Genomic DNA, 14,810 nt, shown 5'->3' with positions numbered 1-14,810 from the left:
AGGAGAAAGAAAATGAGGAGAGCCATTAGCGGCGTACTCACCGCCATCGTCACCCCTTTTACCGCCGAGGGAGCCCTTAACCTGCCAGCGCTACGCCAACAGGTGCAGCGCCAGCTCGCCGCAGGCAACGGGATTTTCTGCGGCGGCACCAATGGCGAGTTTTTTGTCCTCAATGAGGAGGAGAAGATCGCCGTCGCCAGAACCTGCGTGGAAGAAGCCGCCGGACGCGCGCCGGTGGTAGCGCATATCGGGGAGATTTCCACCCGCGAGACTCGCCGGCTGGGCCAGCAGATCGCCCGCCTCGGGGTTGACGCGGTATCGGCCATTACCCCGTGGTTCGTACCCTTGAAGCAGGAAGAGCTGATTAACCACTATACGGCGATCGCCGACGCGCTGAGCGTCCCGCTTTTTCTTTACAACATTCCCGCCCGCACCGGGAACACCATTGCTCCGGAGACGGCACGCCAGCTGGCCCGACACGAGAATATCGTCGGCATTAAGGACAGCGCCGGCAGCTACGATAGCCTGAAAGGCTTTCTTGACGCGGTACGCGACATTGACGGTTTCGACGTTCTGAACGGGCCGGACTCCCTTATCCATCAGGGGTATGTCGACGGCTGTTCGGCCTGCATCTCAGGGCTTGCCAACGTCGCCCCCGCGGAAATCAACGCGATCTGGTCGCTGTTTCACGCCGGAGATATCGCCGGATCGCGCCAGGCGCAGGAGCGCGTGACGGGCCTGCGCACCGATCTGTATAAGGTGGCGTTCTCACCCGCGGCAGTGAAAAAAGCCCTGCAACTGATGGGTCATGAGGTGGGCGACAGCCGCTACGCGGTGCAGTTTAGTGACCAACAGCTGCAGCAGATTAAAAATATCATTAATACCTACCTTCACTAATTTACGTATCCGCCCCCGCCATCACTGGCTGGGGCAAGGTCTTGTATTTGCGACGCTCATTGTCGCCAGTAAACAGGAAACGGTTATGAAAGTAATTTGCACCTCGCCCTCATTCGCCAAATACGACGACGCGCCCATTTCGGCACTGAAAGAGGCCGATCTGGAACTGGTCATGTTGCCTGCCGATGCCTCTATAGAGATGCTGGCTCAGCATCTGCCTGATACCATAGCGATGATTGTCGCCTTTACCGACATCAATGAATCTCTGCTGGAAAAAGCTCCCAGGCTTAAAATTGTCTGCAAACACGGCGTTGGTGTGGATAACATCGATCTTAACGCGACACGTCAGCGCAATATTTTTGTCACTAACGTTCCGGATGCCAATAAGCATGCGGTGGCCGATTTTGCTTTTGGTTTAATTCTCAATACTGCCCGCCAGATTTCTCTGGCAATCAGTGAAACGAAAGCAGGCAACTGGCCTCGTATTTTTGCCACTGATGTTTATGGCAAAACCCTGGGAATCGTCGGTTTAGGCCATATCGGCAAGGAAGTGGCGCGACGTGCGCGCGGATTCAATATGCGAGTGCTGGCCACCGACGCCTGGCCAGACCGAGAATTTGCACAGGAGCATCAGGTTGAATATGTCTCGCTGGATACCCTGACGGCGCAAAGTGATTTTATTAGCCTGCATACCCCTTTAACCCCGGAAACTGAAAATATGTTTAATGCCGCCCGGCTACAGCAGATGAAAACAGGGGCATTCCTGATTAATGTTTCCAGAGGCGGTATTGTTGATGAACAAGCGTTGTATGAAGCACTGAAATCAGGACATCTCGCCGGAGCCGCAGCTGACGTTTTTCTCGAAGAGCCTTGTGCTAAGCACCCTTTGTTTACCCTGGCGAATTTTGCGCCAACATCTCACATTGCTGGATATACGGATGGTGCAATAAGCAATATCAGCGCGCGCTGCGTCAACAATATAATCACCTGCGTCTGTCGCGGTGAACGTCCTGAAAACATTATGAATTCGCTGTAAATAACGAGGTGGGAAGCATGTCATTCCCACCAAAATGACGAACATCTACTCAGAGCCGAATATATGAACACGACAGCTAGCAATACTCGTATTCGCTGGTGGATAGCCGGATTAATGTGGTTGGCTATTGCCATTAACTATATCGACCGAACGGTATTATCTGCCGCAGCCCCTCATTTAATTGATGAACTGAAACTCGATCCCGAAATGATGGGCTTTATCATGGCGGCCTTCTTTTGGTCATATTCATTATTGCAGATCCCCGCGGGATGGTTTGCAGACCGCTTTGGTCAAAAGAAAGGACTCGGTATAGCAGTTGCCTGGTGGTCTATTGCCACCTCAATGATGGGCGTGGCAACGGGATTTAAATCACTTCTGGCATTGCGTCTGGCTTTGGGAGTTGGCGAGGCCGCCGCCTACCCCAGCAACGCAGGGATCGCCGCACGCTGGTTTCCGGATAAAGAACGTGCCACCGTATCCGGACTCTTCGATAGTGCGTCAAAATTTGGCGGGGCGATTGCCATGCCACTTATCGTCTGGATGATCTACACCTTTGACTGGCGACTGACCTTTTTGATAATCGGTAGTGTGGGCATTTTGTGGGTTATCGCCTGGTATTTTATCTATGCTGAAAACCCTGAAGAACATAAACGCATTAGCGCTTCAGAAGTACGTTTGATTCGTGATGGACAAAAACAACATCACGGCGACAAAACGGTATTACCCATGAAATGGTATAAGCTCTTGCGTTATCGTAACATTTGGGCAATGTGCATCGGCTTTTTTACCATCAACTACACCTCTTATTTCTTTATCACCTGGCTACCAACTTATCTGGTGAAAGAAAAAGGGATGGATTTTATAAAAATGGGAATGGTGGCCGCTCTGCCTTTATTATGCGGAATGGTTATTGAAATTTTTGCTGGCTGGGCCTCGGATCGCCTGGTACATAAAAAAGTGTTGTCTCTTACGGCCACCCGTAAACTGTTTTTGACCATCGGCTTGATCATGGCACTTTGCATCGGTTTTGCACCATTTACCGACTCGGTTTTCATGACCGTCTTTCTCTTGTGTGTCGCCAAATCAGGCACTACGGTAGCGGCATCACAGGTTTGGGCCTTACCGGGCGATGTAGCACCCAAAAACAGCGTCTCCATTGTCGCTGGGCTGCAGAATACGGTGTCAAATATGGGGGGCGCGGTAGGTCCTATCATTACGGGTGCGATCGTTGCTGCGACAGGATCATTCAACTGGGCACTGATTTTCTCGGCCATTCTGGTCGTGGTCGGGATAATCAACTACCTGTTCCTGATGGGAAAAATCGAACCTATCAATGATCAAGGTGAAAAATCACCGGTCCTGAATACTGCAGAACAACATTAAGCACAACCGCCCGGTAGAGGAAGCCACCGGGCGTAAACACATTGTTACCCTCGCAGGTAAACCGTTCCGCGCAGATAGGTGGTGGCCTGGCCGCTAATCAGCACCCTGTCGCCCTGCCACTGGCAGCGCAGGTCGCCGCCGCGGGCGGAAACCTGGCGCGCCATCATGGTGGTTTTCCCCAGCTTTTCGCCCCACCAGGGGATCAGCATGCTGTGGGCGGAGCCGGTCACCGGATCCTCTGGCACCCCTTCTCCCGGGCAGAAGAAGCGGCTGACAAAGTCATACTCCTCATCCGGCGCGCTGACGCAGATCATTTTGCCGAGCTTCTGCAGACGTGCCATATCGGTCTGCACCGCTTCAACCTGCTGGCGATCCGCCAGCACGACCAGATAATCACGCCCTTCCCGCACCTCGACGGCAGACTCAAGCCCCAGTCCGGCCAGCAGATCCGCCGGCGGGTTGTCCACCGGGGTGGTCGTCCACGCCGGGAAGTCGAGCGTCAGCCAGTCGCCGCTGCGGGTCACCCGCAGTTCACCGACAAAACGGGTGCTGAAGGTAATCGTCGCCGAGGGATGGTCAAGATACTCGAAAATAACATGCGCCGTCGCCAGGGTGGCGTGGCCGCAGAGGTTGATCTCGCCCAGCGTGGTAAACCAGCGCAGCTCATAGCCTTCGTCGGTGTGGACGAAAAACGCCGTTTCGGACTGGTTATGCTGTTGGGCCATTTTCAGCAATACATCGTCCGCTAACCACTCGCTGAGCGGGCAAACGGCCGCGGCATTACCGCCAAAGTTTTTATCGCTGAAGGCATCGACCAGATAAAATTGAATTTCCTGCATACACTGTCCTTACTTTTTTTACTTTCCTTCAACATGACACAAAAGCGCTCCCCTGACACTATCCATAGCAAAATTAATTGCTTAACCGCGGCCAGCCACTTGCAGCGAAATGAGATGCAGGTCACAAAATGATTGTCTTTTCGCCAGTAATCGTTTTAAGATCACCGTCACATCTTCCCTTGAATCACCCGTCCAGAGCTTATGACTACGAATACGGTCTCACGCAAGGTAGCGTGGCTACGTGTCGTGACGTTGGCCATCGCCGCGTTTATTTTCAACACCACAGAATTCGCCCCTGTCGGTCTGCTGTCCGATATTGCCGGCAGCTTCGGCATGGAAACCGCCCAGGTGGGCATGATGCTCACCATTTATGCGTGGGTGGTGGCGCTGATGTCGCTGCCGTTTATGCTGCTGACCAGCAAAATGGAGCGCCGGCGGCTGCTCATCGGCCTGTTTATTCTGTTTATTGCCAGCCACGTTCTGTCGTTTTTTGCGTGGAGTTTTGACGTCCTGGTGATTAGCCGCATTGGCATCGCTTTTGCGCATGCGGTTTTCTGGTCGATTACCTCAGCGCTGGCCATCCGTATGGCGCCGCCTGGCAAACGGGCGCAGGCGCTGAGCCTGATCGCCACCGGTACAGCCCTGGCGATGGTGTTCGGTATTCCGATTGGCCGCATCATCGGCCAGTATTTTGGCTGGCGAATGACCTTCCTGGCGATTGGCCTCGGCGCGTTAGCCACCCTTGCCTGTCTGGTAAAACTGCTGCCGACGCTACCGAGCGAACATTCTGGCTCGCTGAAAAGCCTGCCGGTGCTGTTCCGCCGCCCGGCGCTGGTCAGCGTTTATATTCTGACCGTGGTGGTGGTGACCGCCCACTATACCGCCTACAGCTATATCGAGCCCTTTGTCCAGACGGTGGCGGGCCTGAGCGGCAACTTTGCTACCGTGCTGCTGTTGATCCTCGGCGGGGCCGGTATTATCGGCAGCATTCTGTTCGGTAAGCTCGGCAACCAGCACGCTTCCGGGCTGATTAGCATCGCTATCGGCCTGCTGCTGGCCTGCCTGCTGTTGCTCCTGCCTGCCTCGGACAATGCACATCATCTGATGCTGCTCAGTATCTTCTGGGGCGTGGCGATCATGATTATCGGCCTCGGTATGCAGGTAAAAGTGCTGGCTTCCGCGCCGGATGCCACCGACGTCGCCATGTCCCTGTTCTCGGGCATCTTTAATATTGGTATTGGCGCTGGCGCGCTGGTGGGCAGCCAGGTGAGTCTGCATCTGTCGATGGCTTCCATCGGCTACATCGGTGCCATCCCGGCGCTGGCCGCGCTGGTATGGTCTCTGATGATCTTCCGCCGCTGGCCGGTATCGCTGGAAGACCATCAACCGCACCACTCCTGAGTTACCGCGATAAAAAAGCCTGCCGGCATGGCTACCGGCAGGCTGTTGTCTCTCATCCCATCCGGGGCGATCAGGGGTGCCAGGTCGAAATGATCTCCAGCACGCCATTAATAATAAACTGCACGCCCATACAGACCAGCAGGAAGCCCATCAGCCGCGAAATGGCCTCGATGCCGCCTTTGCCTACCAGACGCATAATCGCGCCGGAACTGCGCAGACAAGCCCACAGAATCACCCCTAACAGCAAAAAGATGATCGGCGGCGCCGCCAGTACCACCCACTCCGGGAAGTCCACGCCGTGCTTAACGGTCGAGGCGGAGCTAATAATCATCGCGATGGTTCCCGGACCGGCGGTGCTTGGCATCGCCAGCGGCACAAAGGCGATATTGGCGGTCGGTTCATCCTGCAGTTCTTCCGATTTGATCTTCGCTTCCATCGAATCGTGGGCTTTTTGCTGGGGGAACAGCATGCGGAAACCGATAAAGGCCACAATCAATCCCCCGGCGATACGCAGCCCAGGTATTGATATGCCGAATGTATTCATCACCACCTGACCGGCATACCACGACACCATCAGAATGGCGAACACATACACCGATGCCATCAACGCCTGCTTGTTCCGCTCGGCGTTGTTCATATTGCCCGCCAGGCCGAGGAACAGCGCCACGGTTGTGAGTGGGTTTGCCAGCGGTAAAAGCACCGCCAGGCCAAGCCCTATTGCTTTAAACAAATCGAACATAGTTAATTAAAGTCCCGTTAATATTCATTTTTTAAGTATTGTTTCGTTCCGTGAGTATACCGGCTTCGACACTTTCGCCGCCAGCCTGCTGATAAACCACTTCCGCTAAAAATTAACAAGCGTTAGCAAAACCACAAACAGTGACCCACGTCAGATTTTTTTATTTTAGCAAATCGTGGCATCGGCCAATTCATAATGTTGACTTATGATTGCCTGGGCAATAGTATCACCTGCAACTAATTACTTGCCTGGGCAACCATCATGAAAAGTACCAGCGACCTGTTTAATGAAATGATCCCGTTGGGCCGCTTGATCCAGATGGTTAACCAGAAAAAAGATCGCCTGCTCAACGACTACCTCTCACCCATGGATATTACCGCGACCCAGTTTCGCGTGCTCTGTTCCATTCGTTGCGAGGTATGTATTACCCCCGTTGAGCTGAAAACCGTGCTTTCCGTCGACCCGGGCGCGATGACGCGTATGCTCGACCGCCTGGCGTGCAAAGGCTGGATTGAACGGTTACCCAACCCCGCTGACAAGCGCGGCGTGCTGGTGCAGTTGACACCGGACGGCGCAGCCCTTTGCGAGCAGTGTCATCAGGTTGTGGGTCAGAAGTTACACCAGGAGTTAACAAAAAATCTGTCGGCGGACGAAGTCGTCGCGCTTGAGCAACTACTCAAGAAGGTCCTGCCGTAAAATAAGAAGAGGTAAGATGATGTCCAGACGTAATAATGACGCCATCACTATCCATAGTATTTTGTCGTGGATCGAGGATAACCTGGAATCGCCCCTGTCGCTGGAAAAAGTGTCTGAGCGTTCAGGTTACTCCAAGTGGCACCTGCAACGTATGTTTAAGAAAGAGACCGGCCATTCCCTCGGCCAGTACATCCGCAGCCGCAAGCTGACGGAGATTGCGCAAAAGCTCAAGCAGAGCAATGAGCCCATTTTGTACCTGGCGGAACGCTACGGTTTCGAGTCGCAGCAGACCCTGACGCGAACGTTCAAGAACTATTTCGATGTTCCGCCCCACAAGTATCGCATAACGAATGTACCTGGCGAATCCCGCTATCTGCATCCGCTAAATAACTGATGTTAATCGCCTGTATTATCAAAGACGTATTGAGGAAATCATGAAACTATTCGCTGCCGCAGCTATCGTACTCCTGTTGCTGGTCTCCAGCCTCAGCTATGCGGAGCAAAACACCACGCCGGTGCGTCAAAACCAGCGTGATACAATGATTATCCCTTCGGAACATAACGATTCGCCATTTGATTTCAATCATATGGCGGCTGGCAGTGATAAATCCGACGAACTGGGCGTGCCGTACTATCAGCAGCACGACCTGTGATGCCATTACACGCATAATTGTGTAGCCCCTTCTTCGGGGCTTTTTTTTATCCGCGCGCCATACCCGGCCGCACCAGACGTAAGCCGAAGACGTTAATATAGAGCCCGGCCATAATCAGTACCGCCCCGGTGAGCTGCAGTCCGCTCAGCGTCTCCCCCAGCAACAGCGCAGCGCTGGCCATCCCCACCACCGGCACCAGCAGCGACAGCGGCGCCACCCGCCAGGTCTCATAGCGCCCCAGCAGCGATCCCCAGATACCATAGCCGACGATAGTGGCGATAAATGCCAGATAGAGCAGCGACAGTATCGTCAGCAGATCGATGTGTTGCAGGCTCGCCAGCATGGTCTGCGGGCCATCAATCAGCCATGAGGCCAGCATAAACGGCAGCACCGGGATCAACGCGCTCCACACCACCAGCGACATAATGGGCGGCCGGGCGGCATGCGACATGATTTTCTTGTTGAAGATATTACCGCAGGCCCAGCTGAGCGCCGCCGCCAGGGTCAGCATAAAGCCCACCAGCGGCACATGCTCCCCGCCAAGGCTGCCCTCCACCAGCACCAGCACGCCAAAGATCGCCAGGGCGATCCCCGCCAGTTGCTTGCCCTGCAGACGTTCGCCAAAGACGAAGGCGCCGAGAATGATGCTGAAGAAGGCTTGCGCCTGCAGCACCAGCGATGCCAGCCCGGCAGGCATACCCAGGCCAATAGCGCAGAACAGAAAGGCAAACTGACCAAAGCTAATGGTCAGGCCATAACCCAGCAGCAGGCGCAGCGGGATGGCCGGGCGGGATACAAACAGCAGCGCCGGGAAGGCGACCAACATAAAGCGCAGCCCCGCCAGCATCAGCGGCGGCATATTGTGTAAACCCAGCTTAATCACCACAAAGTTAAGCCCCCACACCACCACTACCAGCAGCGCCAGCAGTCCATCTTTCCTCGTCATACCCTGCCTCTGTCGTTATTAGAATTTTTGTGAACAAAATCAAAGTAACCAAAAAGCGGCCGCCAGGATAGATCATTATTTTTGGCAGGCCAGGAAGTGCGCCCGGCGACCGGGCTGACCTGTACAAGGCGTAATGAGCATGTTATTTGTGATCGAAGACATAAAATTATAACAACATGACAGGCAAGGAAATCATGATCACCACTCTCAGGCGCTCCACCATCGCGCTGCTGGCATCGTCGTTACTGCTAACTATTGGCCGAGGGGCCACACTGCCGTTTATGACTATCTACCTCACCCGACGTTATCAGCTGGATGTCGATGTGATTGGCTACGCGTTGTCGCTGGCGCTGGTGGTCGGCGTGCTGTTCAGCATGGGCTTTGGCATCCTCGCGGATAAGTTCGACAAAAAGCGCTATATGGTGTGGTCAGTGCTGGTGTTTATTCTGGGATTTAGCGCGATACCGCTGGTCAATAACGCTATCCTGGTAGTGATCTTCTTTGCGTTGATCAACTGCGCCTACTCGGTGTTTTCCACCGTGCTAAAAGCCTGGTTCGCCGACCGACTGACGCCGGAGAAAAAAGCGCGTATCTTCTCGCTGAACTATACCATCCTCAATATCGGCTGGACCGTCGGGCCGCCCATCGGCACGCTGCTGGTGATGCACAGCATCAATTTGCCGTTCTGGCTGGCGGCCGCCTGCGCCGCCTTTCCATTGGTGTTTATTCAGCTGTTTCTCCAGCGGGATGTGGCCGTGGCCCAGCCGGGTGCTGCCGCCTGGTCTCCCTCAGTGTTGCTGCATGACCGGGCGCTGCTGTGGTTTACCTGTTCCGGGCTGCTGGCCTCCTTCGTCAGCGGCGCTTTCGCCTCCTGCCTCTCGCAGTATGTGCTGGTGGTCGCCAGCAGCGACTTCGCCGAGAAAGTGGTGGCCGTGGTGCTGCCGGTTAACGCCGCGGTGGTGGTCGCTTTGCAGTACGCGGTTGGCCGGCGGCTGAGCGCCAGAAATATTCGCCCGCTGATGACCTTCGGCACCGTCTGCTTTGTTATCGGCCTCGTGGGCTTTATGTTCTCTGGCGCCAGCCTGTGGGCATGGGGGATCTCGGCGGCGATCTTCACCCTCGGGGAAGTGATTTATGCCCCCGGGGAGTATATGCTGATTGACCATATTGCCCCGCCGGGGATGAAGGCCAGCTACTTCTCCGCCCAGTCGCTGGGGTGGCTGGGCGCGGCATTCAACCCGATGTTCACCGGGATGATCCTCACCCATCTGCCGCACTGGTCGCTTTTTGTCATTCTTATCGTGGCGATTGTCGCCGCCTGGCTGATGATTTTCCGCGGGATGAATGCCCGTCCCTGGCAGCCGGATTGTCCGCTGGCCAACGCCTGACGCCAGCTGGCATGCGGCTGTCGGGTTGATGTCGGGCCGTTGTCGGGTCGCTGTCGTGGTGGCTGGCGGCCCGGTTCACCATACTCCATCACAGGTTTACATCCGCAGAACGTCATGGAGCATACGAATATGAACAGCAACAATCAGGTCAAACAATTACGGCTACAGCGCGCCTGGTCCCAGGAGCAGCTGGCCGAAATGGCGGGTCTCAGCGTCCGCACGATCCAGCGTATTGAGAATGGCGAACGCCCGGGACTGGAGACTCTCAGCGCCCTCGCCGCGGTCTTTGAGGTTACGGTGGCCGAGATCGGCGGCGAAGCCTCGCGGGAGGGTGCGCCGGGCCCGGAAACCTCGCTGGATCTGCGCATAGAGGAAGCCAAAGCGCGGGTGCATCAGGAGAGCCGCTTTTTCCGTTCGCTGTCGGTGGCGGTGGTAGTCTGCGTGCTGCTGGCGGTGCTCAACCGCTTCACTAACCCGCAGTACTACTGGTCCGGCTGGGTCGCCCTGATCTGGGGCGCTCTGCTGGTGGTAAGAGGATTACGCCTGTTCGTGTTCGGCGAATGGATCAAAAACTGGCGCCAGGCGCGCCTGCAGCGGCTGTTGCGCAAATAGCCCGCAAACCGGCGGCGCGCACGCCGCCGGCCTGGTCAGATGGTCACCATGGCGCGCACGCCGTCGCGCTCCATATCACCGCCCTTGCCCTGCTGGACGATGGCGCCGCGCGACATCACCAGGTAGTGGTCCGCCAGCCCGGCGGCAAAATCATAGAACTGCTCCACCAGCAGGATCGCCATATCCCCCCGGCTCGCCAGCTGGCGGATCACCTCGCCAATCTCTTTGATGACGGAGGGCTGGATCCCCTCGGTGGGTTCATCGAGGATCAGCAGCTGCGGACGGCTGGCCAGCGCGCGGCCAATCGCCAGCTGTTGCTGTTGACCGCCGGATAAGTCACCCCCTCGTCGCTGCTTCATGGTCTTGAGCACCGGGAAAAGCTGGTAGATCTCCTCCGGCACCAGCTGCGCTTCGCGGGCGGGAAAGCGCGACAGCCCCATCAGCAGGTTTTCTTCCACCGTCAGGCGCGGAAATATCTCGCGCCCCTGGGGGACGTAGGCGACCCCGGCCTGCACCCGCTGGTGCGGTTTGCGATGGGTGATGTTCTGATCCTGCCAGCGTACCTCACCGCTGCGCGCCGGGATCAGCCCCATCAGGCATTTCAGCAGCGTGGTCTTACCGACGCCATTGCGCCCCAGCAGGCAGGTGACTTCGCCCTGACGGGCGGAAAAATCCACCCCACGCAAAATATGGCTGCCGCCGTAGTATTGATGTAGCTGACTCACCTGTAACATTGGCGCTCCTTAACGTCCCAGATAAACTTCAATGACCTGCTCATTGGCCTGCACCTCCCGCAGCGATCCCTCCGCCAGCACCTGGCCCTGATGCAGGACCGTCACCCGGTCGGCGATGGTCTCGACAAATCCCATGTCGTGCTCCACCACCATCAGAGAGTGCTGTCCAGCCAGGGTACGAAACAGCTCCGCCGTATACTCCGTTTCCGCATCGGTCATGCCGGCCGCCGGCTCATCAAGCAGCAGCAGATGCGGCTCCTGCACCAGCAGCATGCCGATCTCAAGAAACTGTTTCTGGCCATGGGACAGCAGACCGGCCTGGCGGTAGCGCTCACCATCGAGACGCAGCAGGCGCAGCACCTCATTCAGCCGATCGTCCTGTTCGCTGCTCAGCCGGGCGCGCAGGCTGGCCCACACCGATTTATCACCCTTCATCGCCAGGGCGAGATTTTCCGCCACCGTCAGCGCTTCGAAGACCGTCGGCTTCTGAAACTTGCGCCCGATGCCCTGGCGGGCGATGGCCACCGGGTCAAGAGTAGTCAGATCCACCGACTGGTCATAGAGCGCTTTGCCGCTTTGCGGCCGGGTCTTGCCGGTGATCACGTCCATCAGGGTGGTCTTGCCCGCCCCGTTGGGGCCGATCACACAGCGCAGTTCGCCGACGCCTATCGCCAGCGACAGATCCGTCAGCGCCCGGAAACCGTCAAAGCTGACGTTGATATTCTCCAGCTGCAGCACCGGATCGGTTTGTTCGCGAAAGCGATCGCCGGGCAGCTGACGGGTAAACAGTCCTTCATCCGGTTGCATTAGCGGTCTCCTCGACGCAGCAGGCCCATCACCCCGCGGGGTAAAAACAGGGTCACAATGATGAAGATGAGGCCCAGAAACAGCTGCCAGTACTCTGGCATCGCCACGGTGAAAATGCTTTTCGCGCCGTTGACCAGCCCGGCGCCAAGCACCGGGCCGATCAGGGTGCCGCGCCCGCCGAGCGCCACCCAGATGGCGGCCTCGATGGAGTTGGTCGGCGACATTTCGCTGGGGTTGATGATCCCGACCTGCGGGACATATAACGCCCCCGCCAGACCGCAGAGCACCGCCGACAGCGTCCATACCAGCAGCTTGAAGCCGCGCGGGTCGTATCCGCAGAACATCAGCCGGTTTTCGGCATCACGCACCGCGGTGAGGATCCGGCCAAACTTACTCTGCGCCAGCGCCGAGCCCAGCCACAGCGTCAGCAACAGCAGCAAAACCGTGGCCATAAACAGGGTGGCGCGGGTGCCGGTGGCGGTGACCGGAAAACCCAGCAGCGTGGTAAAACCGGTGAAGCCGTTGTTGCCGCCAAACCCGGTCTCGTTGCGAAAGAACAGCAGCATACCGGCATAGGTCAGGGCCTGGGTCATGATCGAGAAATAGACCCCTTTGATCTTCGAGCGAAAGGCAAACCAGCCGAAAACCAGGGCCAGCAGACCGGGAACCAGCACCACCAGCGCCATCGCCCACGCGAAATGCTGCGTGCCCCACCAGAACCAGGGCAGCTCGCTCCAGGAGAGAAAAGACATAAACGCCGGCAGACCGTCGCCCGCCGCCTGGCGCATAAGGTACATCCCCATGGCGTACCCGCCGAGGGCAAAGAAGATCCCGTGCCCCAGCGACAGCATACCCGCATAGCCCCAGACCAGATCCAGCGCCACCGCCACAATGGCGTAGCAGAGGATTTTGCCGCTCAGCGTCAGCAGCCAGCTCGGCACCGCCAGCGGATGCGAGGCCGGCAGCAGCGCCAGGAATGGCATACTCAGCAGCCCCAGCACCAGCAGGATCCCCAGCCAGCGCAGAGGCCGCGGCGCGCGCTGCGCCAGCGTTAAGGTGATTGGTTGGCTCATCAGTCAATAACCCTCCCTTTCAGCGCGAACAGACCCTGCGGGCGTTTCTGAATAAACAGAATAATCATCACCAGGATCAGGATTTTGCCCAGCACCGCGCCCATTTGGGGTTCGAGAATTTTGTTGAAAATGCCCAGCCCAAAGGCCGCCGCCACGCTGCCGGCCAGTTGGCCGACGCCGCCCAGCACCACCACCAGAAACGAGTCGATGATGTATCCCTGACCCAGTTCAGGCCCGACGTTGCCAAGCTGCGACAGCGCCACGCCGCCCAGCCCGGCAATACCGGAGCCGAGGCCAAAAGCCAGCATATCCACCCGCCCGGTAGGCACGCCGCAGCAGGCGGCCATCGCCCGGTTCTGCGTCACGGCGCGGACGTTCATCCCCAGACGGGTACGGTTCAGGATGAGCCAGGTAAAACACAGCACCAGCAGGACGAACGCCAGCACCGCCAGCCGATTCCACGGCAGGATCAGGTTCGGCAGGACCTGCACGCCGCCGGAGAGCCAGGCCGGGTTTGCCACCTCCACGTTCTGCGCGCCAAACAGCATCCTCACCAGCTGGATAAGCATCAGGCTGATCCCCCAGGTGGCGAGCAGCGTTTCCAGCGGCCGACCATACAGATGACGAATAATGGTGCGCTCCAGCGCCATGCCGATCCCGGCGGTCACCAGAAACGCCACCGGCAGCGCGACCAGCGGATAAAAGGCCAGCCATTGCGGCGCGAGCTGCGCCAGCGCCTGCTGTACCAGCCAGCAGCTGTAGGCGCCGATCATTAACATCTCACCGTGGGCCATGTTAATCACCCCCAGCAGGCCATAGGTGATCGCCAGCCCCAGCGCGGCCAGCAACAGCACCGATCCCAGCGACAGCCCCATAAAGGCCTGGCCCAGCAGATCGCCGAGCAGCAGACGATGTTTGATCTTTTGCAGGCTGTCGCTGGCCGCCTCGCGCACCGCCGCATCCGGCTCATGCTGGGCATCGGTAAAGGGGATCAGCAGCGCCTGGGTTTCCGGGTCCGCGGAATGGCCAAGCAGCGTCACGGCGGCCAGCCGCGCGCTGGCCTCAGGCTGAGTGAGCTGCAGGCGCGCCAGCGCCACCTCCAGCAGGCCCCGCACATTTTCATCGGTTTCTGCCTGCAGCCGCTGTTGCAGCAGCGCGGCCATGGCCGGGGTCGCTTCCCGCTGAAGCGTGCGCGCGGCGGAAGCTCTCTCCGTGACGTTGTCACTTAAAATAAGGTGGCTGGCCAGCGCGCCGGCAGCCAGATTGCGCAGCCTGTTGGTCAGACGGACCGGTCGGGTTTCGCCCTGCGGCGCGGCGACAGCGCCCAATGGCTGTAATCCGCCCTGTCGGGTGCGGAAAGCATGTTTTCCGTCGTCCATCACCAGGCTCTCGGTGGTCAACGCCCGCAGCAGCGGCAGACGATCCGCCTGCGGCGCTGCCGCCCACTGGGTCAACAGCTGCGCCTGCTGGCTGCGGCTGGCGGCAACGAAGTCGTCCGCCTCCGCGGCCTGCGCCCGCCATGGCAGCAGGATCAGCAGTAGCGCCAACACATTCATGAGACGCAATGCGTTCATGTCGTTCTCCTCTGGTCAGCGGCCGACGGGCG

The 14,810-nt window shown here is 57.8% G+C and carries 16 protein-coding genes; 9 read left to right on the top strand and 7 right to left on the bottom strand.

Annotated elements, in window-relative coordinates:
• Positions 1-12: 12 nt before the first annotated feature.
• The 3 genes from CW267_RS04305 (at position 13) to CW267_RS04295 (ending at position 3,316) form a co-directional block, all read left to right on the top strand.
• A complete protein-coding gene (locus CW267_RS04305; RefSeq protein ID WP_023313144.1) occupies positions 13-897 on the top strand; it encodes a dihydrodipicolinate synthase family protein in 885 nt (294 codons plus the stop codon).
• Between the two features lie 85 nt (positions 898-982).
• On the top strand, positions 983-1,933 hold the full coding sequence (locus tag CW267_RS04300; protein ID WP_032754359.1) for a phosphoglycerate dehydrogenase: 951 nt from the start codon (positions 983-985) through the stop codon (positions 1,931-1,933).
• 63 nt (positions 1,934-1,996) lie between these two features.
• Complete coding sequence (locus CW267_RS04295) at positions 1,997-3,316, top strand: MFS transporter (RefSeq protein WP_032754356.1); 1,320 nt, start codon at positions 1,997-1,999, stop codon at positions 3,314-3,316.
• A 44-nt stretch (positions 3,317-3,360) separates the two neighbouring features.
• Here CW267_RS04295 and CW267_RS04290 read toward each other — a convergent pair whose 3' ends face one another.
• On the bottom strand, positions 3,361-4,155 hold the full coding sequence (locus CW267_RS04290) for a PhzF family phenazine biosynthesis protein (RefSeq protein WP_012541776.1): 795 nt from the start codon (positions 4,153-4,155) through the stop codon (positions 3,361-3,363).
• A gap of 201 nt (positions 4,156-4,356) precedes the next feature.
• On the opposite strand from CW267_RS04290, the gene CW267_RS04285 reads away from it, so the two are divergent.
• The gene (locus CW267_RS04285; RefSeq protein WP_008804962.1) at positions 4,357-5,556 is read left to right on the top strand and encodes a sugar transporter; all 1,200 of its coding nucleotides are present in this window, start codon (positions 4,357-4,359) and stop codon (positions 5,554-5,556) included.
• Positions 5,557-5,626: 70 nt separating this feature from the next.
• Here the strand turns inward: CW267_RS04285 and CW267_RS04280 are convergent, their stop codons facing one another.
• On the bottom strand, positions 5,627-6,295 hold the full coding sequence (locus CW267_RS04280; protein WP_002904403.1) for a MarC family NAAT transporter: 669 nt from the start codon (positions 6,293-6,295) through the stop codon (positions 5,627-5,629).
• A 261-nt stretch (positions 6,296-6,556) separates the two neighbouring features.
• On the opposite strand from CW267_RS04280, the gene marR reads away from it, so the two are divergent.
• From marR to marB, 3 genes are read left to right on the top strand one after another with little or no spacing between them, the layout of a single operon-like run.
• Entirely contained in the window at positions 6,557-6,991 is a 435-nt protein-coding gene (marR, locus tag CW267_RS04275; protein ID WP_008804963.1) for a multiple antibiotic resistance transcriptional regulator MarR, read from the top strand.
• A gap of 19 nt (positions 6,992-7,010) precedes the next feature.
• Entirely contained in the window at positions 7,011-7,385 is a 375-nt protein-coding gene (gene marA / locus CW267_RS04270) for an MDR efflux pump AcrAB transcriptional activator MarA (RefSeq protein ID WP_002904397.1), read from the top strand.
• Between the two features lie 40 nt (positions 7,386-7,425).
• Positions 7,426-7,644: a multiple antibiotic resistance protein MarB gene (gene marB, locus CW267_RS04265; RefSeq protein ID WP_047666554.1), complete on the top strand. Its 219-nt coding sequence runs from the start codon at positions 7,426-7,428 to the stop codon at positions 7,642-7,644.
• Positions 7,645-7,690: 46 nt separating this feature from the next.
• Here marB and eamA read toward each other — a convergent pair whose 3' ends face one another.
• A complete protein-coding gene (eamA, locus tag CW267_RS04260; protein WP_047666553.1) occupies positions 7,691-8,590 on the bottom strand; it encodes an O-acetylserine/cysteine exporter in 900 nt (299 codons plus the stop codon).
• Positions 8,591-8,784: 194 nt separating this feature from the next.
• Here eamA and ydeE point away from each other — a divergent pair, with 194 nt between their 5' ends.
• Together ydeE and CW267_RS04250 are read left to right on the top strand one after the other, a co-directional pair.
• On the top strand, positions 8,785-9,978 hold the full coding sequence (gene ydeE / locus CW267_RS04255) for an efflux MFS transporter YdeE (protein WP_100781032.1): 1,194 nt from the start codon (positions 8,785-8,787) through the stop codon (positions 9,976-9,978).
• A gap of 129 nt (positions 9,979-10,107) precedes the next feature.
• Positions 10,108-10,590: a helix-turn-helix domain-containing protein gene (locus CW267_RS04250; protein WP_064170213.1), complete on the top strand. Its 483-nt coding sequence runs from the start codon at positions 10,108-10,110 to the stop codon at positions 10,588-10,590.
• Positions 10,591-10,625: 35 nt separating this feature from the next.
• Here the strand turns inward: CW267_RS04250 and urtE are convergent, their stop codons facing one another.
• Genes urtE through urtB form a run of 4 tightly spaced genes read right to left on the bottom strand, consistent with a single transcriptional unit; the run spans position 10,626 to position 14,778 of the window.
• Positions 10,626-11,324 (bottom strand): urea ABC transporter ATP-binding subunit UrtE, encoded by a 699-nt coding sequence (urtE, locus tag CW267_RS04245; protein WP_100781033.1) that lies wholly within the window; start codon positions 11,322-11,324, stop codon positions 10,626-10,628.
• A gap of 9 nt (positions 11,325-11,333) precedes the next feature.
• A complete protein-coding gene (gene urtD, locus CW267_RS04240; protein WP_002904321.1) occupies positions 11,334-12,131 on the bottom strand; it encodes an urea ABC transporter ATP-binding protein UrtD in 798 nt (265 codons plus the stop codon).
• Entirely contained in the window at positions 12,131-13,204 is a 1,074-nt protein-coding gene (urtC, locus tag CW267_RS04235) for an urea ABC transporter permease subunit UrtC (RefSeq protein ID WP_008804969.1), read from the bottom strand. The genes urtD and urtC overlap by 1 nt, the downstream gene beginning before the upstream one ends.
• Positions 13,204-14,778 (bottom strand): urea ABC transporter permease subunit UrtB, encoded by a 1,575-nt coding sequence (gene urtB, locus CW267_RS04230; RefSeq protein WP_042947791.1) that lies wholly within the window; start codon positions 14,776-14,778, stop codon positions 13,204-13,206. Before urtB ends, urtC begins: the two co-directional genes overlap by 1 nt.
• Positions 14,779-14,810 lie beyond the last annotated feature (32 nt).

The organism is Klebsiella sp. X1-16S-Nf21 (assembly GCF_002837615.1).
In the GTDB taxonomy this organism is placed as follows: Bacteria; Pseudomonadota; Gammaproteobacteria; order Enterobacterales; family Enterobacteriaceae; genus Klebsiella; species Klebsiella variicola.
The sequence above is the reverse complement of the archived record's forward strand: the minus strand, read 5'-3'. Positions and strand labels throughout refer to the sequence as shown.

Excerpts from the sequence above, each read along its gene's own strand:
- CW267_RS04305 (WP_023313144.1), top strand. The coding sequence starts at position 13 with ATGAGGAGAGCCATTAGCGGCGTACTCACCGCCATCGTCACCCCTTTT.
- CW267_RS04300 (WP_032754359.1), top strand. The coding sequence starts at position 983 with ATGAAAGTAATTTGCACCTCGCCCTCATTCGCCAAATACGACGACGCG.
- CW267_RS04295 (WP_032754356.1), top strand. The coding sequence starts at position 1,997 with ATGAACACGACAGCTAGCAATACTCGTATTCGCTGGTGGATAGCCGGA.
- CW267_RS04290 (WP_012541776.1), bottom strand. The coding sequence starts at position 4,155 with ATGCAGGAAATTCAATTTTATCTGGTCGATGCCTTCAGCGATAAAAAC.
- CW267_RS04285 (WP_008804962.1), top strand. The coding sequence starts at position 4,357 with ATGACTACGAATACGGTCTCACGCAAGGTAGCGTGGCTACGTGTCGTG.
- CW267_RS04280 (WP_002904403.1), bottom strand. The coding sequence starts at position 6,295 with ATGTTCGATTTGTTTAAAGCAATAGGGCTTGGCCTGGCGGTGCTTTTA.
- marR (WP_008804963.1), top strand. The coding sequence starts at position 6,557 with ATGAAAAGTACCAGCGACCTGTTTAATGAAATGATCCCGTTGGGCCGC.
- marA (WP_002904397.1), top strand. The coding sequence starts at position 7,011 with ATGTCCAGACGTAATAATGACGCCATCACTATCCATAGTATTTTGTCG.
- marB (WP_047666554.1), top strand. The coding sequence starts at position 7,426 with ATGAAACTATTCGCTGCCGCAGCTATCGTACTCCTGTTGCTGGTCTCC.
- eamA (WP_047666553.1), bottom strand. The coding sequence starts at position 8,590 with ATGACGAGGAAAGATGGACTGCTGGCGCTGCTGGTAGTGGTGGTGTGG.
- ydeE (WP_100781032.1), top strand. The coding sequence starts at position 8,785 with ATGATCACCACTCTCAGGCGCTCCACCATCGCGCTGCTGGCATCGTCG.
- CW267_RS04250 (WP_064170213.1), top strand. The coding sequence starts at position 10,108 with ATGAACAGCAACAATCAGGTCAAACAATTACGGCTACAGCGCGCCTGG.
- urtE (WP_100781033.1), bottom strand. The coding sequence starts at position 11,324 with ATGTTACAGGTGAGTCAGCTACATCAATACTACGGCGGCAGCCATATT.
- urtD (WP_002904321.1), bottom strand. The coding sequence starts at position 12,131 with ATGCAACCGGATGAAGGACTGTTTACCCGTCAGCTGCCCGGCGATCGC.
- urtC (WP_008804969.1), bottom strand. The coding sequence starts at position 13,204 with ATGAGCCAACCAATCACCTTAACGCTGGCGCAGCGCGCGCCGCGGCCT.
- urtB (WP_042947791.1), bottom strand. The coding sequence starts at position 14,778 with ATGAACGCATTGCGTCTCATGAATGTGTTGGCGCTACTGCTGATCCTG.